Annotated in this window: 20 protein-coding genes; 13 read left to right on the forward strand and 7 right to left on the reverse strand. The window is 65.5% G+C overall.

The features are described 5' to 3' along the window. The first annotated feature begins 57 nt into the window (after positions 1–57). Complete coding sequence (locus tag DK874_RS01905; protein ID WP_114312296.1) at positions 58–1,968, forward strand: cobyric acid synthase; 1,911 nt, start codon at positions 58–60, stop codon at positions 1,966–1,968. On the opposite strand, the gene cobO is transcribed toward DK874_RS01905, so the two are convergent. From cobO to cobT, 3 genes are read right to left on the reverse strand one after another with little or no spacing between them, the layout of a single operon-like run. Beyond that, positions 1,965–2,516, reverse strand: coding sequence for a cob(I)yrinic acid a,c-diamide adenosyltransferase (gene cobO / locus DK874_RS01910; RefSeq protein ID WP_114312297.1), 552 nt, complete (start codon positions 2,514–2,516; stop codon positions 1,965–1,967). The genes DK874_RS01905 and cobO overlap by 4 nt on opposite strands. Beyond that, a complete protein-coding gene (locus DK874_RS01915; RefSeq protein ID WP_114312298.1) occupies positions 2,495–3,193 on the reverse strand; it encodes an adenosylcobinamide-GDP ribazoletransferase in 699 nt (232 codons plus the stop codon). The genes cobO and DK874_RS01915 overlap by 22 nt, the downstream gene beginning before the upstream one ends. Positions 3,194–3,197: 4 nt before the next feature. Next, a complete protein-coding gene (gene cobT / locus DK874_RS01920) occupies positions 3,198–4,211 on the reverse strand; it encodes a nicotinate-nucleotide--dimethylbenzimidazole phosphoribosyltransferase (protein ID WP_114312299.1) in 1,014 nt (337 codons plus the stop codon). A 26-nt stretch (positions 4,212–4,237) separates the two neighbouring features. Between cobT and DK874_RS01925 the strand changes: the two genes are divergently transcribed. Together DK874_RS01925 and cbiB are read left to right on the forward strand one after the other, a co-directional pair. Beyond that, positions 4,238–4,756, forward strand: a complete 519-nt coding sequence (locus DK874_RS01925) for a histidine phosphatase family protein (protein ID WP_114312300.1) — start codon at positions 4,238–4,240, stop codon at positions 4,754–4,756. Continuing rightward, positions 4,753–5,592, forward strand: a complete 840-nt coding sequence (gene cbiB, locus DK874_RS01930; protein ID WP_114312301.1) for an adenosylcobinamide-phosphate synthase CbiB — start codon at positions 4,753–4,755, stop codon at positions 5,590–5,592. The genes DK874_RS01925 and cbiB overlap by 4 nt, the downstream gene beginning before the upstream one ends. Before the next feature lie 683 nt (positions 5,593–6,275). Here cbiB and DK874_RS01935 read toward each other — a convergent pair. Then, positions 6,276–8,414, reverse strand: a complete 2,139-nt coding sequence (locus DK874_RS01935; protein WP_114312302.1) for an alpha-amylase family glycosyl hydrolase — start codon at positions 8,412–8,414, stop codon at positions 6,276–6,278. Positions 8,415–8,505: 91 nt separating this feature from the next. On the opposite strand from DK874_RS01935, the gene DK874_RS01940 reads away from it, so the two are divergent. The 10 genes from DK874_RS01940 to DK874_RS01985 all read left to right on the forward strand — a co-directional run bounded on the left by DK874_RS01940 (position 8,506) and on the right by DK874_RS01985 (position 16,925). Further along, complete coding sequence (locus DK874_RS01940) at positions 8,506–9,192, forward strand: gamma-glutamyl-gamma-aminobutyrate hydrolase family protein (RefSeq protein WP_114312303.1); 687 nt, start codon at positions 8,506–8,508, stop codon at positions 9,190–9,192. A 235-nt stretch (positions 9,193–9,427) separates the two neighbouring features. After that, the gene (locus DK874_RS01945) at positions 9,428–9,868 is read left to right on the forward strand and encodes a winged helix DNA-binding protein (protein WP_114312304.1); all 441 of its coding nucleotides are present in this window, start codon (positions 9,428–9,430) and stop codon (positions 9,866–9,868) included. A gap of 57 nt (positions 9,869–9,925) precedes the next feature. Beyond that, positions 9,926–10,597, forward strand: coding sequence for a response regulator transcription factor (locus tag DK874_RS01950; protein ID WP_114312305.1), 672 nt, complete (start codon positions 9,926–9,928; stop codon positions 10,595–10,597). Beyond that, positions 10,594–11,664: a sensor histidine kinase gene (locus DK874_RS01955; protein ID WP_114312306.1), complete on the forward strand. Its 1,071-nt coding sequence runs from the start codon at positions 10,594–10,596 to the stop codon at positions 11,662–11,664. The genes DK874_RS01950 and DK874_RS01955 overlap by 4 nt, the downstream gene beginning before the upstream one ends. A gap of 54 nt (positions 11,665–11,718) precedes the next feature. Continuing rightward, positions 11,719–13,152 (forward strand): DUF5666 domain-containing protein, encoded by a 1,434-nt coding sequence (locus DK874_RS01960; protein ID WP_162798690.1) that lies wholly within the window; start codon positions 11,719–11,721, stop codon positions 13,150–13,152. Between the two features lie 93 nt (positions 13,153–13,245). Beyond that, complete coding sequence (locus tag DK874_RS01965) at positions 13,246–13,764, forward strand: YceI family protein (RefSeq protein WP_114312308.1); 519 nt, start codon at positions 13,246–13,248, stop codon at positions 13,762–13,764. Next, a complete protein-coding gene (locus DK874_RS01970; protein ID WP_114312309.1) occupies positions 13,761–14,552 on the forward strand; it encodes a cytochrome c3 family protein in 792 nt (263 codons plus the stop codon). The genes DK874_RS01965 and DK874_RS01970 overlap by 4 nt, the downstream gene beginning before the upstream one ends. Before the next feature lie 11 nt (positions 14,553–14,563). Then, positions 14,564–15,004, forward strand: a complete 441-nt coding sequence (locus tag DK874_RS01975) for a hypothetical protein (protein WP_114312310.1) — start codon at positions 14,564–14,566, stop codon at positions 15,002–15,004. After that, positions 15,001–15,657 (forward strand): response regulator transcription factor, encoded by a 657-nt coding sequence (locus DK874_RS01980; protein ID WP_114312311.1) that lies wholly within the window; start codon positions 15,001–15,003, stop codon positions 15,655–15,657. Before DK874_RS01975 ends, DK874_RS01980 begins: the two co-directional genes overlap by 4 nt. After that, positions 15,654–16,925, forward strand: a complete 1,272-nt coding sequence (locus DK874_RS01985) for a HAMP domain-containing sensor histidine kinase (protein ID WP_114312312.1) — start codon at positions 15,654–15,656, stop codon at positions 16,923–16,925. The genes DK874_RS01980 and DK874_RS01985 overlap by 4 nt, the downstream gene beginning before the upstream one ends. Before the next feature lie 226 nt (positions 16,926–17,151). On the opposite strand, the gene lysA is transcribed toward DK874_RS01985, so the two are convergent. From lysA to DK874_RS02000, 3 genes are read right to left on the reverse strand one after another with little or no spacing between them, the layout of a single operon-like run. Continuing rightward, positions 17,152–18,645 carry a diaminopimelate decarboxylase gene (gene lysA / locus DK874_RS01990; RefSeq protein WP_114312313.1) on the reverse strand — a complete coding sequence of 498 codons (1,494 nt, stop codon included), beginning with the start codon at positions 18,643–18,645 and terminating at the stop codon, positions 17,152–17,154. A 1-nt stretch (position 18,646) separates the two neighbouring features. Beyond that, entirely contained in the window at positions 18,647–19,474 is an 828-nt protein-coding gene (locus tag DK874_RS01995; RefSeq protein ID WP_114312314.1) for a carbohydrate ABC transporter permease, read from the reverse strand. Further along, positions 19,471–20,433, reverse strand: coding sequence for a carbohydrate ABC transporter permease (locus DK874_RS02000; RefSeq protein ID WP_114312315.1), 963 nt, complete (start codon positions 20,431–20,433; stop codon positions 19,471–19,473). The genes DK874_RS01995 and DK874_RS02000 overlap by 4 nt, the downstream gene beginning before the upstream one ends. Between the last annotated feature and the right edge of the window lie 15 nt (positions 20,434–20,448).

Genomic DNA, 20,448 nt, shown 5'->3' on the forward strand with positions numbered 1-20,448 from the left:
TCGGCCCCCATGCCCACCCTTGAACCGGGGACGTTGCTGGGTCCCCACGGGGGTACGATGAGGGCCAAGGCGCTTGCCATCTGGGGCACGGGAAGCGGCGTGGGGAAAAGCCTCCTCACGGCAGGACTCCTCCGCCACTTCCGGCGCCTGGGCCTAAGGGTAGCCCCCTTCAAGGCCCAGAACATGTCCAACCACGCCCGGGTGGTGGCGGGGGGGGAGATGGCCAGCGCCCAGTGGCTCCAGGCCATGGCGGCGGGCGTTCCCCCTGAACCCCGCATGAACCCCGTGCTCCTGAAGCCCATGGGGGAAAGGGGTTCCCAGGTCATCCTCCTGGGCCGGGCCAGCCCGGAGCTGTCCCGCCTGTCCTGGCAGGAACGGCGGGCCCATCTGGATGGGACGGTGCGGGAGGCCCTAGAAGGGCTTCTCCAGGAGTACGACCTGGTGGTGATGGAAGGGGCGGGAAGCCCCGTGGAACGAAACCTTTGGCCCGACCTTCCCAACCTGAAGGTGGCCGAGTGGGCGGGGGCCAAGGCCCTGCTGGTGGCGGATGTGGACCAGGGGGGCGCCTTGGCCGCCCTTTACGGCACCTGGGCCCTCCTTGGGGAACACCGGAAGCGGCTACTGGGGTTCGTGCTCAACAAGTTCCGGGGAGACCTGGAGCTTCTAAAGCCCGCCTACGGGCTTCTGGAGGGGTGGACCGGGGTACCCGTTCTGGGAACCCTACCCATGCTGGGGCTGGAGCTTCCCGAGGAGGATGGGTTCCGCCATCGGCCAAGGCCGGGCCTGGGCCCCAAGGTGGCGGTGCTCCGTTACCCCCATGCCTCCAACCTGGATGAGTTCTGGCCCCTAAGCGAGTTGGCCCAACTGGTCCACGCCCGCACCCCCGAGGAGGCGGAAGGAGCCTGGCTCCTCATCCTTCCGGGAAGCCGGCTACCCGCAGAGGACCTCCCCTGGCTAAGGGGCTTCCTACCCCTGATCCAAGGCCACCTGGCCCAGAACAAGCCGGTGCTGGCGGTCTGCGGCGGAGCGGAGATGCTTTCCGAGGCCATCTGGGACGAGGAGGGGGTGGAGAAACGCGGCCACTTCCCTGGGCTTGGCCTACTCCCCTTCCAGGTGCGGCTGGAAAGGCCCAAGACGGTGAAGGAGAGGCGCATCCGCCTGGAGGGCTTGCGGGGCTTTTGGAGCAGCCTGAATGGCCTCGAGGTGGAGGGGTACGAGATCCACCACGGCCAGGGCCTGCCCCTCCTCCACCAGGAAGGCTCCCTCCTCGCCACCTGGCTCCACGGCCTCTTGGAAAACCCCGGGGTGCAACGGGCCCTCTTCGGTAAGGAGGCCAAGGGGCTGGAGGATTCCTTGGAGGAGCTGGCCCAAGCCCTGGAGAACCACCTGGACCTGAAGGCCCTTCACCGGGCCCTGGGGCTTGGGGGAAAACCCCAGTCCCTCGCCTCTTGGCCAAAGACCCCAGACCCTCCCCCTAGCCCCGGCCTCCTCCTTCTCCTAGGCGGGGCGAAAAGCGGCAAAAGCCGCCACGCCCAACGCCTGGCCGGGCCCTTGGCCACCCTCATCGCCACCGCGGAGGCCCGGGACGAGGAGATGGCGGCCAGGATCGCCCGCCACCAGGCCGAGCGCCCCCCCACCTGGCAAACCCTGGAGGAACCCCTGAACCTGGTGGAAGCCCTGGCCAAGGCCCACCACCCCACGGTGGTGGTGGATTGCCTGACCCTCTGGGTGGCCAACCTTCTGGAAAGGGGCCTGGATCCCTTGCAGGAGGCCAGGCGGTTCCTGGAAACCCTACGCCATAGCGGCAAGCGGGTCATCGCCGTGAGCAACGAGGTGGGCATGGGGATCGTGCCCGCCCACCCCTTGGCCCGGCGCTACCGGGACCTCTTGGGGGAGGTGAATGCCCTTTTCGCCCGGGAGGCGGAGGAGGTTTACCTCATGGTGGCGGGCCGGGCCCTTAGGCTTTAGTGCTCTATCCCCCTTTGCGCCGGAACCCCTTGGTCAAAGGCGTGCTTGACCTTGCGCATCTCCGTGACCGTGTCGGCCACGTCCAGCAGGGCCTCCGGGGCAAGCCGGCCCGTCACCACCACGTGCACGTGGGAGGGCCGGTGCTTTAGGACATCCACGAACTCCTCCAGGGAAACCCATCCGTAGCGCAAGGGATAGGTGGCCTCGTCCAGGACCACCAGGTCCCACTCCCCCGAGAGGATGGCCTTCTTGGCCCGCTCCCAGCCCTCTTGGGCCAGGGCCTTGGAGGCCTCCAGGTCCCGGCTTTTCCAGGTGAAGCCATCCCCCAGGCCCTCTATGGGGATGCCCAGCCGGGCCAGGGCCCGGTGCTCCCCAAAGCGGGCGCCTTGGTGCTTAAGGAACTGGAAGATGCGAACGTTTAGGCCCCGGCCATGGGCCCTGAGGGCCAGGCCGAAGGCGGCGGTGCTTTTGCCCTTGCCGTCCCCCGTGTAGACCAAAAGGAGGCCCCGCCGCTCCCCCCTGGGCTTCACCCGCTTAGGCTCTTCCATAGGGCATAGCCTAACAAGCCCCCAAGCTCCGAGAGGGCGATCATGGCCCCGAGGATATCCCCGTTGATCCCCCCCAGGCGGGCCACCGCGAAGCGGGCCACCCCATAAGCGGTGCCCAAGGCCAAAAGGGCCGGCCAGGGGTAGAGGATGGGGAAGGGAAGGGCAAGGAGGAAGGCCCCGAAGACCGGCCCCCCACGGATGAGGCTGGCCATCCCCGGGTGCAAGAGGGGATACCGGTTCAGGAAGGGCAGGATGGCGAAGCGGGCGAAGCCGGGGAGGAGAAGGAGGAAAAGGGGTTCGGGCCCCAGGGCCAAGGCCTGCCAAAGGAGGAGGAGGTAAAGCCCCCCCACCCCAAAGGCGAAAGGACCCAGGTGGGGGTCCTTGAGGATGCGAAGCCTTTCCTCCTTGGACCTCGAGGCCAAAAGGGCATCGGCGGAGTCCAGAAGCCCGTCCAGGTGCAAAAACCCCGTGAGGCCCAAAAGGCAGGCGAGCATCAAGGCCGCCAAAAACCCCTGGGGAAGGGGGAGAAGGGCCAAGAGGGATAGGGGAAGCCCCAGGGCATAGCCCGCCAGGGGGAAAAACAGGGTACTTCGCCGAAAGTCCTCCGGACTGGTCCCCTGGGGGGCCAGGGGATACACGGTGAGAAGGCCCAAGGCCAGGCGCAGGGCGCGGAGCATGGGCCTAGGCGCGGTCGGAAACCCCCGCCTCCTCGAAGGTGGCCATGTGCAGAATGCGGGCCGCCGCCCGCAGCAAAGGCATGGCCAGCACCGCCCCTGTTCCTTCCCCCAGGGCCAGGTCCAGGTCCAATAGGGGCCTTAGGCCCAGGGCCTCGAGGATGTACCGGTGCCCGGGCTCCCGGCTCTTGTGCCCAGCGAAAAAGTGGCCCCTGATCTGGGGGTTCAGCCTAAAGGCCAAAAGGGCCCCTGCGGAAACGGGAAAGCCATCCAAAAGGAGGGGAAGGCCCCTTTCGTACCCTTCCAGATAGATCCCCGCTATGGCCAAAAGCTCCAGCCCTCCCACCTCCGCCGCCACCTGCAAGGGTTCCATCCCCGGGCGTAGGCGGGACAGGGCCCTGGCCACCGCCTCCCGCTTCCGCCTAAGCCCCTCCTCCCCCACCCCGGTGCCCGGGCCCACCACCGCCTCCGGAGGAAGGCCCAAGAGGGCAGCGGTGAGGGCGCTGGCTGCCGTGGTGTTGCCGATGCCCATGTCCCCAGCCGCCAGCACCGTGGCCCCCCGGTCCACGGCCCACCAGGCCGCCTCCCTCCCCGCCCCCAAGGCCTTTTCCGCCTCCAGGAGGGTCATGGCGGGCTCCTTGCTCAGGTTCCCGGTCCCCGGGCGCACCTTGCGCTTAAGCAATCCGGGGTGGTCGGGTAACTCCCCCTTCACCCCCACGTCCAGGACGTAAACCTGGCAGTCCGCTGCCTGGGCCAGCTGGTTGATGGCCGCCCCTCCCCTTAGAAAGTTCAGGACCATCTGGTGGGTAACCTCTTGCGGGTAGGCGGAGACCCCTTCCGCCACCACCCCATGGTCGGCGGCGGCCACCACCACCGCCCCCGGGCCCAGCTCTGGCCTAAGCCGCCCCTGGATGGCGGCCAGGCGTACCGCCACCTCCTCCAGGTAGCCCAGGGACCTGGGAGGCTTGGTGAGCCGTTCCATGCGCCCCTTGGCTGCCTGCAAAACCTCCTGGTATCCCATATGGTAGGAAGTATAAGCTCTGGAGCATGGAGCTTTGGCTGGTGCGCCACGGCGAAACCCTCTGGAACCGGGAACACCGCCTCCTGGGATGGACCGACCTGCCCCTCACCCCCACAGGAGAGGCCCAGGCCCTAAGCCTCAGGGGAAGGCTCCCCTCCCTCCCCGGCTACAGCTCGGACCTTCAGCGGGCCCTTAAAACCGCCTCCCTGGCTGGCATCCCCTCCTTCCCCACCCCCGCCCTGCGGGAGATCCACTTTGGCGCCCTGGAGGGAGCCCGTTGGGAGGAGTTGGAACCCAGGTACCAGGAGGCCCTCCTCCGGTTCCAGGGCTTTCAAGCCCCTGGTGGGGAGAGCCTCGAGGCCTTCTTGGAAAGAGTTTTCCGCTTTCTGGAAGGGCTTAGAGGCCCCGCCCTTCTCTTTACCCACGGAGGGGTGATCCGGGCCGTGCTCCGGACCCTGGGGGAGGACGCCCTCCTCCCCCCCGGTAGCGCCGTGGTCCTGGACTGGCCCAGGCGGGTTTTGGACCGATTGGAAGGGGGCTCGTGAGCCTCCTTTTGGCCCTCCTTTTGGACGCCCTTTTCGGGGAACCCCCGGCCCGCCTCCACCCCGTGGTCCTCATGGGCCGGTACCTGGCCTGGGCCTGGCCCCGGGTGCAAGGCTTTTGGGGAGGAGCTTTCTACTGGTCCCTTGGCGCCTTCCTCTTCACCCTACCTGCCCTTCTTCTGGACCTCCTCCTTAGACCCATGGCCTGGGGCTTCCTGCTCCTAGGCCCTCTCCTCAAGCCCCTCTTCAGCCTAAGGATGCTCCTGGAAGAGGTGTGGGGGGTGGAAGCCTCCTTGGGCCGGGACCTGGAGGAAGCCAGGGCCAGGCTTTCCCGCATCGTGAGCCGGCCCACAGAGGACCTCTCCCCGGAGGAGGTGCGGGAGGCGGCCTTGGAAAGCCTGGCGGAAAACCTCTCGGATAGCCTCCTGGCCCCCCTCCTCTACTACGCCCTCTTTGGGCTTGCGGGAGCTACCCTTTACCGCTATGCCAACACCGCAGACGCCATGTGGGGCTACCGGGAGCATGGGAAAAGAGGTGCCTTCGCCGCAAGGGCCGACGACCTCTTGAACCTGGTCCCGGCGCGGATCACCGGCCTTCTCCTCTGCCCTCCCCGGCTTTGGTCCCGGCTTCTGGTGGAGGCCAAAAAGACCCCTTCCCCCAACGCCGGCTTCCCCATGGCCGCCTTGGCCTTAAGGCTTGGGGTACGCCTGCGCAAACGAGGGGCCTACGCCTTAAACGGACAGGCCCCCTCCCCCACCCACGAGAGCATGCCCAGGGCGCTGTTCCTGGTGGGTTCGCTGGGCTACGGGGTGGGGGTGGCGCTGGGACTCCTCCTATGATACCACCCCACCCTGGCTTGCGCCAGGGTGGGGGCCCCGGAAAGGGCCTTCGGTAGGCGTCATCTCGTTTGGGCTTAGAGAACGAAACAGGAGGAAAGGATATGAGGACCTTAGGGCATACCCTCTGGGGGATCCGCCTCCACCAGGCGGTGGACCACCACCGCCGCCCGAGCGCGGAGGTGTAGGTTCTCCCCGGCGTACAGCCTTCTTGGCGAACCTCACCTTAGGGCCAACCTGGAGCCCAAACGGTTCAGCCCAACCCCCCTTGCAGGCGGGCCAGCCCCTTGGCCCGCACCCCGGGTCTGAAGGAAAGGAGTCTCAAAACCTGCACCTCCCGCCCATCCTGCATAAACACGAGCTCCCTGCTCCCCTACCCGGGGGCCACCAGCCCAGCCAGCAAGGGACGAGCCCTGCACCCCGCCTCTCCCGCTAGGTCAGCCTCTCCTCTTCCCTCGCCGCCCGCACCCAGTGCGCCAGCAGGTAGGCCAGGAGGGAAGGCGCCAAAAACCGGTGCACCCCAGGAGGGCTCCGCCTGAGGTCCCCAAGACGCTTTCCCTCCCCTGTCCTTCGGTCCCACCAGGCCCATCCCCCTGACCCCCGCCAGGAAGGGGAGGGTGGCGAAGGCGGCAGAGGAGTATAGGTGCAAGTTTTGCGGCAACCGACTTCCCACCAGGCCAGGCCTGCTACCGGCCCAGATGGACCAGGTAGCGGAAGCCCAGGGGGGGTATGGTGACCTCTTTGCGATAGGTCCGCCCCTCCAGAGGATCCCGCCAGCCACCCGGGGGCAAGGGCAGGAGGGTGGCCTCGAGGCCGCTGTTAAAGACGGCAAGCACCTCCCCCTCTCCCGGCTCCCCCCGTAAGAAAGCCAGCAGGTGGCCCTCGCCGAAGTAGGTGCGGAACACCGCACTCCTCAAGGCGGGAAGCTCCCGGCGCAACCCGGCCAGAGCCTGGTAGAAGGCCAGGGTTTCCCCGTGGCACCTCTCCCACTGGAAGGGGTAGCGGTTGAGCTCGTGGGGGGGCTCGGCTGGCCTTTCCCCGGTAAAACCGCACTCGTCTCCTTGGAAGGTTACGGGAATCCCGGGAAGGGCATAGAGCATGGCTGCCGCCAGCCGCCCCCGGGCCCTGGCTTCCGGACTGGGGACATCCCTCAGGCCCCCACCCCCGAGCTCGGTGAGGAGGCGGGCGGTGTCGTGGGAAGTGATGAGGTTAAAGCCCATGCCCGCCACCGCCTCAGGGTAAAGGGCATAAACCCGGGCCAGGTCCGAAAGGACCCGGCGGCCGTTGTACAGGGCCAGGTTTCCCCCCTTGGCATAACGCAGGAGAATATCCCTCCCGATGGCGTAGTTCATAAGGGAGTCAAACTCGTCCCCCTTTAGCCAGCTTGGGTCCCTCTGCCATACCTCCGCCACCAGGTAGGCATCGGGCTTGATGGCCTTCAGTTCGGCCCGCATCTCCTTAAAGAAGGCGTGGGGGTTGAGCACATCCCCGGGCACATCCACCCGCACGCCGTCAAACCCGAACCGGATCCAGTACTTGGCCACCTCCATTAGGTAGCGCTTGACCCCTGGGTTGGCGGTGTTCAGCTTGGGCAGGCTTCCCAACCCCCACCACCCCTCGTAGGCCGATCCATCGCCCGGCAGGAAGGGCCACCGTTTGACAAAGTACCAGTTCCAGTACGGGGAGCGTGGACCCCGCTTCACCACGTCTTGGAAAGCCCAAAAGCCCAAACCGGTGTGGTTGGGCACGAAGTCAAAGATCACCCGCATGCCCAGGCGGTGGGCCTCGTCCAGGACCTTGCGCAAAAGGGCCTTGTCACCAAACTTGGGCGAAACCTTCAGGTAGTCGTGGGTGTCGTAACCGTGGGCTGAGCCCGAGTCAAAAAGAGGGTTGAAGTAGATCAGGGTCACCCCCAGGCTGTGGAGGTAAGGAAGCTTCAACAGGACCCCGGCGAGATCCCCACCGAAGTACTGGTGGCAGCAGTGCAAGGGCGAAGGGGGGTCGGTCCAACGGGAAAGATGGGGTTTGGGCCCCGAAGAGCGCTGCCATACCTGGTTGAAGCGGTACTCATCGGTTTCCAGGGCCAGGGCGTCGTTACCGAGGTCGCCATTGTAGAAGCGCTCCGGGAAAATCTGGTAACCCACCCCCTCGCCCACCCAAGCCACCTCGGCGAAGGGGCTTCCCGGAGGTTCAAAGGGGCCGAACACCTCCTCCTTCCCATCCTGGGTCCGCACCCGGATGCGGTAGGCCCCCAGGCCCTTGGCCAGGGTTCCACGCCAAACCTCGCTTCCCGGGAAACCCAGTTGAAGGTGCATGGGCAACCTCTCCCCTCCCACCTCCACCCAAGCAGCGGCCACCGCTCCCTCCCCTGCCCGAAAACGCAGGGACAGCTTGCCATCGGCAAAGGACACATACTGGGCGTCCGCTGGATCGTGGACGAAGTCCAGGGCTACAGGCCCCAGAGGAGGAGCGGAAGCCACCGGGGCTTGGACCACGATCAGGGCATTCTGACCCCCGAAGCCATCGTCCACACAGCCCGCCGCCATGGGGTCCACCATGGGGGTGCCGAAGGTGGGGTCGTGGCACATGTCCTTGGGCCACTGGCCGTTGATGAAGAACTTGTACTGGTGCTCCCCGGGGTCCAGGTCCACGGTCACCGCCCAGGACCCGTTCTCCTTCTGCATGGGGGTTTCCCCCCAGCCGTTGAAGGAACCCCGCAGGCTCACCGACCGCACCTCGAGCCCGGAGGGAGGGGTGTAGCGGAAGGTAACCGGTACCGCCAGGGCTAGGCTAAGCCATACCCATACCGCCAGGATCCTGCCCATACTGCCTCCTTTGTCGCCCCTGCATAGAAGCGCTTCCATCATACTGCCTCCACCCCCGTGGGCAACCCTTCACCTGGCGTAGCATGAAGCCATGCGCCTCATCGGCATCGCCACCCAGTACCGCACGGCCGAGGGCCTTATGGCGAAAAGGTTCTGGGGCCTTTTGGAGTTCTATCTGGAAGCCCTGTCCTCCCAAGGCCTGGCCTATGTGCTCCTCCCGCCCCAGGGCCCCGAGGCCCTGGAGAGGATCCTCCCCCACCTGGATGGGCTCCTCCTTCCCGGAGGGGGCGACGTGGATCCCCATCGCTACGGGGAGGAACCCCACCCCCGGCTGGGCGAGGTCAGCCCCGAGCGGGACGCACACGAGTTCCTTCTGGCCCGCTACGGAGCGGAGAAAGGGCTTCCCACCTTGGGGATATGCCGGGGAATCCAGGTGATGAACGTGGCCCTGGGCGGCACCCTTTACCAGGACCTCGAGTCCCAGGGCTATCACGGAGTCCAGCACTTCCAGAAAAGCCCACCCCCTGCCCTGGCCCACGGGGTGACCCTGGTGGCGGAAAGCCCCCTCTCCCGCCTCTTCCCCCCCAGTTTCCGAGTGAACTCCTACCACCACCAGGGGATCAAGGACCTGGGACGGGGCCTAAAGCCCCTGGCCGTGGCCCCGGACGGCCTGGTGGAGGCGGTGGCCCTGGAAGGCCACCCCTTTTTCCTGGGGGTCCAGTGGCACCCGGAGCTCCTTAAGGAACACTGGCCCCTGTTTGGCCTTCTCCAACCCTAGACCGTTCACCTTCCGTTCATAGAACCAGGCTCCCACCTTCACCTGACCAGGCCTACCCTTAAGCCGACCCTGGGTGAGGAAGCCGGGGTCGGAAAGGAGGAGGATCATGAAAGGCAAAGCTTGGATCGCTCTTGTAGGGCTTGCGGCGGTAGGGTTGGCGCTGGCCTACGGGCCCAGGGGAGGCTTGGGAGGTCCCAATATGCCGGGAGCTGGTGTAGGGGCTCCACAGCTTGGGGTGACGGCGGGACTTGCAGGTACCCTGCACGATGAGGTGGCCGCCCTTTTGGGCGTAACCCCGGAGGAGCTCATCGCCCTGCACCGGCAGGGGAAAACCCTGGCCCAGATCGCACAGGAGCTGGGAGTGGACCCCGCCAAGCTGGAAGCCCAGCTGGTGGAGATCCGTAACGCCGCCATAGACGAGGCGGTGAAGTCCGGAGCCCTTACCGAGGCCCAGGCCGCCCTGATGAAGACCCGCACCCAGGCGGTGGTACGGGCCATGCTCCAGCGGGAAATCGGACCCAATGCGGGCTTCGTCTACGGCCCCGCGTTTGGAGCCCAGGCCTACGGCCGCCGCACGGGCCAGCCCGTGGGCCCCGGCGCACCCCAAGGCCCAGGCTACCCCACCTGCCCCTATTTCCCTCAAGGGGGTAGCTTCGGCCCCTGGTGGGGTAGGTAAGCCAAAACCCAAGGGGCTCCCCCACGGTGGGGGAGCCCCTTCGCATAAGCTATGGGCATGCCCGGCGAACTGGTTTTGGTGGTGGAAGACGAGCCCCAGATCGCCGACACCCTGGAGCGCTACCTGAGGGCCAATGGCTTTCGGACCGAACGGGCGGGGGACGGAGAGAGGGCCCTGGAGCTCTGGCGGCGCGCGCGGCCCGACCTGATCCTCCTGGATCTCATGCTCCCCAAGGTGGATGGCCTCGAGGTCCTCAAGCGCATCCGACAGGAGGACCGCACCCCCATCATCGTCCTCACTGCCAAGGCGGAGGAGGTGGACCGACTCCTGGGTCTCGAGCTGGGAGCGGACGACTACGTGGTCAAGCCCTTTAGCCCCCGCGAGGTGGTGGCCCGGGTGAAGGCGGTCCTACGCCGGGCCCAGGGCCTGGTACGCTTACCCAGCCACGTACAGATAGGCCCTTTGCAAGTTGACCTGGAGGCTTTTCGCGTGCGGTGCCACGGACAGGAGCTTGCCCTAACTCCCTTTCAAGTGCGCCTCCTTTACCTGTTGGCCAGCCGGGCGGGAAAGGCCCTGACCCGAGAGGAGCTGCTTTCAGGGCTGGGTACCGAGGCCGACGAACGCACCGTGGACGCCCATGTGAAGAACCTGCGGGCCCGTTTAGGCCCCTGCGCCACCATGGTGGAAACCATCCGGGGCTACGGGTACCGCCTGAGGGAGACGCCATGAGCCTCACCACACGCCTCGCCCTATCCATGGCCCTGATAGCCCTCCTGGTGGCGGGTTTCTCAGGCTTCCTAGCCTACAGGATTGCCTCGAGCCACCTGGAAAGGGCCCTGGCCCTGGGTGCTCCGGGCAATCCCTTGGCTCCCCGTCAAGGGCTACGCCAGGGCAGGATGCTGGCCGAACTCAGGTCCTCCATCGCCCTCTCAGCGGGAGCCGCTTTGCTCCTCGGCTTGGGGACGGGGACCCTTTTGGCCTTTAGCCTAGTCCGACCGGTGCGGGAGCTTTCCCGGACTGCCGAGGCCTACCGTCAGGGGAACCGGGCCCGCCGGGCCCAGGTGAAGGGGCAGGACGAGCTGGCCCAGCTGGCCCAAGGGTTTAACCAACTCCTGGAGGAGCTGGCTCAGAAGGAAGCCCAGGAAAAGCAACTCCTCTCGGACATCGCCCACGACCTCCGCACCCCCCTCACCGTGTTGCAGGCGGACCTTGAGGCCCTAGAGGATGGCCTTCTTCCCTGCACACCCGAACACCTTAGGCGGCTACAGAGAGAGGTCCGCCTCCTCTCCCGTCTGGTGGAGGATATCCGCCTCTTGAGCCTGGCCGAAACTGGGGGGCTGCGCCTCTCCCTAGAGCCCTTGCATCCTGGGACCCTGGCCCAGGAAGTCCTTCAGGCCCATGCCTCCCGGGCCAAGGCCAAAGGGGTGCACCTGGCCTTGAAAGGGGAGGCTCCCCTTATCCGGGCCGATAGGGAGGCCCTCCTACGGATCCTCAACAACCTCCTGGACAACGCTCTCCGCTATACCCCGGAAGGCGGTGCGGTCACCCTGGAGCTTTGGCAGGAAGGGGGCTGGGTAAGCCTGGCCGTCCGGGATACGGGGCCTGGGCTGAAGCCCGGAGAGGAGGAGGCGGTGTTCCGCCGCTTTTACCGGGGTGATCCCGCCCGCACCCGGGGGGGAAGCGGGCTCGGCCTGGCCATCGCCAAGGCCCTGGTGGAGGCCATGGGAGGGCGAATCCAAGCGGGGAGCCATCCTGAAGGCGGAGCCGTGTTTACCCTCAGGCTCCCGCAGGCCTAGGCTGTTTACGCTCCGTTTACGGGAAGGGAGTAGGGTGCATCCCGGAGGTGGAGCATGGCAAAGAAAGCGCCTTCTTCTCGGCTGGTGTGGCTGGCGCTGGGTCTAGCCATCCTGGCCTCCTGCCAGATGAATCCCTCGGGGTCCACTCCCCAGGCGATCCAGGTGGCGGGAGTGGTGGGGGGCACGGAAACCAACCCTACCCTTCTGGGCAAGCCCTTGGACCTGCAAGGGGCATCCCTGACCCGGGAGGGGGAACCCTATAGCGGCCCGATTCTGCCGGGCATGGTGGTGGTGGCTCAAGGGACCGACCAAGGAAGTGCCCTCCGCCTCCAGAGCCTGGAGGTCCAGGTGGAGCTCAAGGGCCCCATAGCCGCCCTGGACGTGAACACCGGAACCCTCACGGTCCTCGGGCAGCAGGTCTTCACCGATGCCAACACCCAGATTTACGAAAAGGTAGGGGGTTCCTACCGCACCCTGTTACTTTCTGATCTGAGGGTGGGCGATTGGGTGGAGGTCCAGGGAACTGCCACCCAAACTGGCATCCTCGCCACCTACATCGAGCGCTACTCGGCCCAGGACTCCCAGGTGGAGCTGGAAGGCCGGGCCACGAACCTGGACCAGGCCGCCATGCGCTTCACCTTGAACGGCTACACGGTGGACTACGCCCAGGCCCAGGTGGTGGGAACCCCCACGGAGGGGGTGTGGGTGGAGGTGAAGGGAACCCTTTCCGGGACCACGGTCCTGGCCACCAAGGTGGTGTTCAAGACCTCGAGGAACAACGGGTATGGAGCCTCGAGGCGGGTGGAACTGGAGGGTCCCATCCTTGGCCTTGACCCCACCAACAAAACCTTCCAGCTCCTAGGCTACACCGTGGACTATAGCCAAGCCCAGGTGGTGGGTACCCTGACGGACGGGGTCTACGTGGAGGCCAAAGGGCAGGTGGACGCCAACAACCCCACCCTTTTCCACGCCCAGCTGGTAAAGGTGAAGTATCCCAAAAGCTACCCGGCCAAGGCCGAGGCCAAGGGGATGGTGAGCGCCCTTGACCCCAACCAGGGTACCTTCACCATAGGCAACATGGGCTTCTACGTGGACGGGAATACCCTTCTCAAGCGGGACGGTCCCGATGGGCCCATCGCCTTTGCCGAGATCCGGGTGGGGGATTATGTGGAGGTGCGGTACGATCCCACCCAAACGGATGCCGATGGCCGGTACTACGCCTTGAAGGTGGAGGTGAAGGGCCAGGGGGCGGGGGAAGCCCGGGAATGGGAGGGTGCGGTCTTTGCGGTGGACAGAACCGCCTACACCTTCCAGCTTTTGGGCTACACGGTGACCACTAGCCCCGCTACCCGCTTTGAGTGGCGCGACCAGGAATACACCCAGCAAGGCTTTTTCGCCCTTCTGCAAGATGGCGACCGGGTGGAGGTAAAAGGCGCCCTTTCCGGGACCACCATCACCGCCACCCAGGTGGAGCTCAAGCGCCGCTAGATGGGTGCCCATGGGGGCGGGGTTCTAGGGCCCCGCCCCTTGCTTACGCTCCGTTTACGCCATGGCTCCAAGCTATAGGGAGGAGGGTAAGCCATGAGGCGAGGACTCGGAGTTTCGTTCCTAATCGGCTGGGCCCTGGCCGCCAGCTTCCAGGTAAACGGGGAGGCCACCTACGAGGCTCGAGCCCCCTTGGGCGCCTGGCGCGGGGTTAACCCCACCCTCGAGGGCCAGGTGGTCTTTGAACCCAACCAGGGCCTGCTCCAGGGAAAGGTTTGCCTGGACCTTTCCGCTTGGGATTCCAAGGAGCCCCTACGGGACCGGCACACTCGGGACATGTTCCAGGTGGACCGCTACCCCAAGGCCTGTCTGGACATTCAGGCCTTTGAACCTGGAAAGAGCCTGGTCCAGGGAACCCTGAGCCTTCACGGCGTGGAGCGCAAGATAGCGGTTCCTGTCCGCTACACCTTGGAACAAGGGGGGAAAACCCTGCGCTTTGAGGCCGAGTTTGAGCTCCTCCTCAGTGACTATGGACTCAAGGCCCCCAGCTTCATGGGTATGCGGGTGCAAGACCGGGTGATGGTGCGGGTCAGGGGGCAGGGGGTGGCAAGGTGAAGCGGCTTTGGCCCCTCCTCCTTTTGGGCCTGGCCTTGGCCAGCGGGGGGGAGCGCTACCTCTATGTGCGCTGGGATGCGGATAAGGCCCGGGCATTCCTCTCGGATGGTTCCCCCCTGCCTCCAGAGCTCGCCGTCATTCCCGGGCAGTACGTGGAGGTGGAAGGAGGGCGTCTGAAGCCTAAAAAGCAGTGGCAACCCCCCCAGGACCTGGTGAAGGTTTATCAACCTACGGAGATAAGCCGGGTGGTCTTCAGCCATGAGCGCCACTTTGCCGCCCTTGGGGCCAAGGGAAGTTCCTGCGAAACCTGCCACAACGCCCTGGACGAGAACAAGACCTGGCGGAGCCTGGCGCCAAGCCCGGCCCTCGAGCCCCACGGGGCCACCTCCTTAGGCCGCTTCTGCGCCACCTGCCACGACGGCAAAACCCGCCCGAGCAAAATCCAGGGAAGCCAAAGCCCCCTCAAGGACCCCCTCTTCACCGCTTTCGGGCGCAAGGGGGATGCCTCCTGTGGCCAGTGCCACGCCCCCAAGGACCACGGACAAAACTTCACCTCAGGCCATGGGGACAGGGCGGAACACGGCGGGGCCAGGGAGTGTGCCGCCTGCCACCGGGGTGCCTTGGGCATCTCCCCAGGGGAAATCGCCCAGGTCCAGGCCTTCCAAAGGGCCCAGCTGGCCTTGATCCGAAACCCCGAGGACGAAAGGGCCTTCAACGCCGTCCTCCCCCCCAACTTCTGCGCCTACTGCCACGGGCTGGACGGAAAGGCCTGGAATAGGGAAAACTAAAGGAGGTGCCCATGCGCGAGGTTTTGGAGAAGCGCTTTCCCGAGCTGGTAACCCTCTTCACCGCCTTCGGTTGCCTAACCCTCCTGGCTGAGCTCCTCCTCACCGGCCACACCGAAGGCATCCAGGCCCTGGCCCCCTTGGCGGCGGGCCTGGGGGCCCTGGCTGCCCTTGCGGGCCTTGGAATGAGGGCAGGGCGGCCTTGGGCCATAGGCCTCCTCCTCCTCGTGGGAGGAATGGGGCTTGTGGGCCTTGTCCAGCATATGGAGGAGGCCCTGGAGACCGGGGTGCCAGCCACGGTCCAGCTGGTGGACGAGGAAGGGAGGGAGTACCCCGCCTACCCTGGGCTAGGGGAACCGGGGGAAAAGGAAACCCCTCCCCCGCCCCTGGCTCCCCTAGCCCTAAGCGGCCTCGGTCTCCTTGGAGCCCTAGCCCTTTACGTGCGCAGGCCATGAGGGTCTTGGTGGTAGAGGACGAGCTGGGCATTCTGGAACCCATCCTGGCCCTTCTCAAGCGGGAGCGGTACGAGGCCCTGGCAGCCAGGAACCTCGAGGCGGCCTGGAAAGCCTTCCTCGAGGGCGAGCCCGATGTGGTGGTCCTAGACGTCATGCTGCCCGAAGGGGAGGATGCAGGGTTCCGTTTCGCCATGGACCTCCGCCAAGGCGGCTTTCGCGGGGGCATCCTGTTCCTCACCGCCAGGGATAGCCTACGGGATCGGATCCACGGACTGGAACTGGGCGGGGACGACTATCTGGTGAAGCCCTTTCACCTGGAGGAACTCCTGGCCCGGGTCAAGGCCCTCGCCCGCAGGAATGCCGACTTCAAAGGGCGCCTGCTGCAAAGGGGCCCCCTCGAGGTGGACCTGGTGGCCAGGCGGGTTACCTTTGCCGGAAAAGAGATCGTCCTTTCCCCCAAGGCCTTTGCCCTTTTGGAACTCCTGGCGCAAAATCCCGACAAAACCTTCAGCCGTGAGGAGCTCCTAGAGAGGCTTTTCCCGGGAGCCGAGAGCGAGGCGGTGCTCCGGGTGTACGTGCAAAAGCTTCGCCAAAGCCTGGCCCCTTGGGTGGTGGAACGGGTCCCTGGGGGTTACCGTCTGGGGAAACCATGAGCCTACGGGCACGCTTGGCCTACGCATTTTTTCTTCTTTCCGCGGGCATCGGCCTTCTCTCCCTCCTTTCGGGCTACCTGGTCTTCCGCAACCTGGTGGAACGGGATATCGCCCTAGACCTGGCAGAGGTAACGGGCCGGGTGCTCAGGGCCTTGGAGATGACTGAAACCGGTCCTAGGCTCAGACAGGCCGATGTCTTTTTGGGTACCCATTATGTTTTCGGATTCCGCCTCCTTCAAGAAGGCGCGCCCATCCTGGAGGGAGGCTTCGTCCCTTTAGAAGGGGAGGCCTGGCGCACGTCCACCCTCCCTTGGGGAGAGTATCGCCTGGAGGTCCACCTCCGGGTGGAGGAGTACCAGAGGGCCCTCTCCACCTATCTGCGGGCAAGCCTGACCCTTCTCCTACCCCTACTGGTCCTGGCAGCTCTCCTTGGCTTCTACTTCGCCGGCCTCCTCTCACGACCCCTTCAGGAGCTGGCCCAAGCGGTGGAAAGCCTCTCCGCTCTCCGCTTTCCCAAACCCTTGGCCCCTGCCCGGGAAAGGGAGCTCGCCCGGGTGATCCAAGGTTTCAACCGCTTGGTGGAGGCCGTGCGGCGCGCCTTGGAACGGGAAAGGTTCTTCACCCGTTACGCCTCCCATGAGCTCCGTAGCCCCCTGGCCGTGTTGCGAAGCCAGTTGGAGGCGGTGTACGGGGGGCTATTGACCCTAGAACAGGCCCGGGCGCACCTGGAGGAGGCCCTGGCCCGCATGGAAAGGACCCTCGAGGGGCTCCTCACCTTAAGCCGGGCGGAAGCCGACCTGGAGGTGGACCTGGTGCCCCTAGACCTGCGGCGCTTTTTGGCCGAATACGTGAAGCAACAGGAAGGGCTATGGCTCCATCCCTCCCCTAAGGGCCCCTTGGGGGAAGAGCCCGTCTGGGCCTTGGCCCACCCCCTTGTTCTGGAAAGGATTCTGGACAATCTCGTAGAAAACGCTTTCCGCCACGGGGCACCCCCCGTGGAGGTGCACTGGGGCGTGGAGGGGGCCGAGGTGGTCCTGGAGGTAAGGGACCATGGACCTGGGGCGGACGAGGGGGCATTGGATCACCTTACCCAGCCCTTTTTCCGAAAGCAGAAGGGCCAGGAGGGGCTGGGCCTCGGCCTCGCCTTGGTAGAGCAGGCGGTGAGGCGCCTGGGCGGAAAACTGGAACTGGCCAACGCCGACCCAGGGCTACGGGTGCGCATAAGGCTACCGAGGTGGCAGCATGCAGCGGCGAACCCTTCTAGTTAAGCTTTTCCTCCTCCTGAAGATGGCCCTCTTGGCTTCCGCCTGGGGGGAAGAGGCGGGGAAAAAAGAAGAGGAACAGAAAAGGGAGGGGAGGAAGAAAAAGGAGGAGAAGGGGGATGGCAAAAAAGGAGAAGACCGCTCCGCCATCCGCTACTACGGGCAAGTGGAAGGGGTGGAGGACAACACCCTTTGGATGGGGGGCCGGGCTCTTTGGGTCCAGGCACCCCTCCTACCCTACCTGGCCCCCGGCATGGTGGTGGAGGTGGCACCCGAAGGGATTACCGTGCTGAGCCCCTCTTCCTGGGCCTATTACCAGGGTAGCGGAAGCCCTTTGGGGCTGGGGCAGGGGTGGGTGCGGATCTGGTGGAAGGAAGGGGGGGTTCCCTGGCGGGTTCTTTCCGGGAATCGCGGGCAGGCCTTGTTGGTAGCCCGTTACCAACAAGGAGTCTGGCAAGCGGTGCCCACGGGGTTTACCCTGCCCCGCCCTCCCCAAGAAGGCTGGTGGCTTTTGGCCATGGACGGGAAGGTGGGACGGCTGATCCAGCGTCTTGAGTGAGGGTAGCACTCCTCTCCTTCCCAAAGCCTCTCCCAGGACTCCCCTGCCCCGGAGCACTTCCCATGTTTCCCCGGTCCAGAGAAGTTCCAAGGACCTTGAGGTGTCCAGGTAGGTTAGGCTCATGCTGATACCGTAAGCGCCCGCCTCGAGGATGGCCAAGGCCTCCCCCTCCCGGGGCACGGGAAGGAGCACGTCCCGGGCCATGATGTCCCCAGCCTCGCAGGCGGGACCCGCCAGGTCGAACCTCCCCTCCTCCCGGCCTTCCCGAGGGTACAGGGGCAGAACGGGGTGGCGGGCACCGTAAAGGGCAGGCCGAATGAGGCTGGTCATCCCAGCGTCCAGGAGCACATAGCGCCTGCGGGTTTCCTTAAGGCCCACCACCCGGGATACGAGGACCCCGGCCTCGGCCACCAGGTACCTTCCCGGCTCCAGCCAGACCTGGGCCCCGTAGAGCTGGGCAAGGTCCTCCATGGGCTCCCCCAAGGCCTTAAGGTCCAGGTCCAAGCCAAACCCACCCCCTAGGTCCAGCACGGAAACGGGACCCACTTGGGAGTACAAAGCCCGCAACACCCGGTAGCCTTCCAGGAAATCCTCCACCCGGCTCAGGGCCGAGCCCAGGTGTAGGTGGAGGCCCAGAAAGCGTAACCCCCGCTCTCGGATCGCCCTCACCAGCCCCGGCACCGCCTCCGGCAACACCCCAAACTGGCTCTCCCCCCTCCCCGTGGCCAGGTGAGCATGGGTGTGCACCGGGAGATCTGGGTTCACCCGCAGCAAAACCCTGGCCTCGGGAAAGTACCGGGCCACCCGCCCCAGATCCCCTTCCGAGTCCAGCACCACAAGGGGTGCCCGCCCTTTAAGGTGGGAAAGGGCCTCCGGGGTCTTGACCGGGCCGTTCCACACCACCTCCTCCGGGCCAAAGCCTGCCCGGTAGGCCCGGAGTGCCTCCCCCAAGGACACCACCTCCGCCCCCAAGCCAAGGGCCCTGAGACGCCGAAGAAGCCCAAGGCGGGGGTTGGCCTTCAGAGCGTAGAAAAGGCGGGCAAAGGGAAAGGCCTCCCTGAGGTGCCCCAGTCGGGCCTGAACCCGCCCCCAGTCATAGGCATAAAAGGGGGTGGGATACCGATCCAGGGCCTCCCGCAAGGCGCTTTCAAAGGCGGGCTCCAGCATGCTACCCCTTCAGGCTCCCCAAGGTCAGGCCCTGGATGAAGTAGCGCTGGGCTAGAAGGAAAACCAGAATGGGCGGGATGGTGCCCAGGGTAAGCCCGGCCATGAGCACCGTCCATTCCGTGGAAAACTGCCCCTGGAAGACGGCCAAGCCCACGGTCAAGGGGCGCATCTCCAGGGAGTGGGTGACGATGAGGGGCCAGAGGAAGCTGTTCCAGCCCGCCAAAAAGGTGAAGGTCCCCAGGGTCGCCAAGGCGGGGGTCGCCAGGGGCAAGGCCACCTTCCAGTACACCTGCCAGGGGCTTGCGCCGTCCATGATGGCCGCCTCCTCCAGCTCCTTGGGCAGGTGCAGGAAGTGCTGGCGCATGAGGAAGATGGCGAAGGCATCAAAGAGGCCGGGAAGGATGAGGGCATAGAAGGTGTCCACCCAGCCCAGGTTCCGCATGAGGATGAAAAGGGGGATGATGAGCACGTGCACGGGGATCATCAGGGTGGCCAGGAAAAGGAGGAATAAGGCCCCTTGCCCCCTGAAGCGGAAACGGGCGAAGGCGTAGCCCGCCATGGCCCCGCTGGTGAGGTTCAGGAAGGTAAGGCCCAAGGCCACCCCCAGGGAGTTCAGGTACCAGCGGCCAAAGGGCACGCTGGTGAGGACCCGCTGGTAGTTCTCCCAGTGCAGTTCCTTGGGCCACACCTCCACCGGGAGGTCAAACACCGCCCCCGGTGCCTTGAGGCTGGTGGAGACCATCCAGAAGAAGGGGACCAGCATGCTGAGCCCCCCGGCCAAGAGGACCAGATAGACAAAGTAGTCCCAGAGCCTACCCAAAAGCCTCATACTTCCTCCACCACCCAGCGTTTGCGCAGGGTCCACTGCAGATAGGTGAGGGCAAACAGGATGAGGAAGAGAACCCAGGCGATGGCCGAAGCATACCCCATCTCAAAGGGAAAGACGCCAAAGGCTTTGCGGTACAGGTAGAGCATCAGCACGTTGGTGGAATCCAAGGGCCCTCCCCCGGTCATGGTGTACACGAGGCCGAACATCTGGAAACCCCCGATCATGGCGAGAAGGGTGTTCAGGAAAACCGTCGGGGAAAGGAGGGGCAAGACCACATACGCAAAGCGCTGCAGGCTGTTGGCCCCATCCAGGCTGGCCGCCTCCAGGTACTCCTTGTTGATGTTCTGCAGTCCCGCCAGGAAGATGAGCATCCTTAACCCCACACCGGCCCACACCGAAGCCAGGATCACCCCCCACATGGCCCAGGCGGGGTCGGAAAGCCATCCGGGCCCCTCCTTGGCCAGCCATCCCACCCAGGGGGGAGGGGTTATCCCCAAAAGGCCATAGACACCCTGGATCCTCTCCCCCACCCAGCGCAGGGAGAGGTTCACCGGCCCCACGGTGGGGTTTAGGACCCAACGCCAAAGCAGGCCCACCGCCACCACGCTGGTCACCGTGGGCAGGAGGTACAAGGTGCGCAGAAGCCGCACCCCAGGCAAGGGGCGGTTCAAACCCAGTGCCAGGAGCAAGGCCACAAGGATCTCCAGGGGAACCGCCACCCCCACGTAAAAGAGGGTATTGATGAAGGCCTTGTGGAAGACGGGGTCCTCGAGGAGCCGGCGGTAGTTCTCCAGACCTACCCAGTTTTCCCGGAAGGTGGCCAGGGTGAGGGGCCTGAGACCATCGTAGGAGATAAAGGAGAGAAGGAGGCTGGCCAGGATAGGCCCCAGGTTAAAGGCCAGGAAGCCCACCAGGGAAGGCAGGAGGAAGAGGAGGGGAAAGCGATAGTAGGCGCGCACTGGGCCTCCTGGCCT

Source organism: Thermus caldifontis, from assembly GCF_003336745.1.
In the GTDB taxonomy this organism is placed as follows: Bacteria; Deinococcota; Deinococci; order Deinococcales; family Thermaceae; genus Thermus; species Thermus caldifontis.

Bases quoted from the DNA above. Each gene is read 5' to 3' on its own strand.
- cobT (WP_114312299.1), bottom strand. From the start codon at position 4,211: ATGGGATACCAGGAGGTTTTGCAGGCAGCCAAGGGGCGCATGGAACGG.
- DK874_RS01965 (WP_114312308.1), top strand. From the start codon at position 13,246: ATGAGGCGAGGACTCGGAGTTTCGTTCCTAATCGGCTGGGCCCTGGCC.
- DK874_RS01950 (WP_114312305.1), top strand. From the start codon at position 9,926: ATGCCCGGCGAACTGGTTTTGGTGGTGGAAGACGAGCCCCAGATCGCC.
- DK874_RS01940 (WP_114312303.1), top strand. From the start codon at position 8,506: ATGCGCCTCATCGGCATCGCCACCCAGTACCGCACGGCCGAGGGCCTT.
- DK874_RS01995 (WP_114312314.1), bottom strand. From the start codon at position 19,474: ATGAGGCTTTTGGGTAGGCTCTGGGACTACTTTGTCTATCTGGTCCTC.
- DK874_RS01915 (WP_114312298.1), bottom strand. From the start codon at position 3,193: ATGCTCCGCGCCCTGCGCCTGGCCTTGGGCCTTCTCACCGTGTATCCC.
- DK874_RS01925 (WP_114312300.1), top strand. From the start codon at position 4,238: ATGGAGCTTTGGCTGGTGCGCCACGGCGAAACCCTCTGGAACCGGGAA.
- DK874_RS01935 (WP_114312302.1), bottom strand. From the start codon at position 8,414: ATGGGCAGGATCCTGGCGGTATGGGTATGGCTTAGCCTAGCCCTGGCG.
- DK874_RS01960 (WP_162798690.1), top strand. From the start codon at position 11,719: ATGGCAAAGAAAGCGCCTTCTTCTCGGCTGGTGTGGCTGGCGCTGGGT.
- DK874_RS01980 (WP_114312311.1), top strand. From the start codon at position 15,001: ATGAGGGTCTTGGTGGTAGAGGACGAGCTGGGCATTCTGGAACCCATC.
- DK874_RS01955 (WP_114312306.1), top strand. From the start codon at position 10,594: ATGAGCCTCACCACACGCCTCGCCCTATCCATGGCCCTGATAGCCCTC.
- DK874_RS01975 (WP_114312310.1), top strand. From the start codon at position 14,564: ATGCGCGAGGTTTTGGAGAAGCGCTTTCCCGAGCTGGTAACCCTCTTC.
- lysA (WP_114312313.1), bottom strand. From the start codon at position 18,645: ATGCTGGAGCCCGCCTTTGAAAGCGCCTTGCGGGAGGCCCTGGATCGG.
- DK874_RS01985 (WP_114312312.1), top strand. From the start codon at position 15,654: ATGAGCCTACGGGCACGCTTGGCCTACGCATTTTTTCTTCTTTCCGCG.
- cobO (WP_114312297.1), bottom strand. From the start codon at position 2,516: ATGGAAGAGCCTAAGCGGGTGAAGCCCAGGGGGGAGCGGCGGGGCCTC.
- DK874_RS01905 (WP_114312296.1), top strand. From the start codon at position 58: ATGAGGGCCAAGGCGCTTGCCATCTGGGGCACGGGAAGCGGCGTGGGG.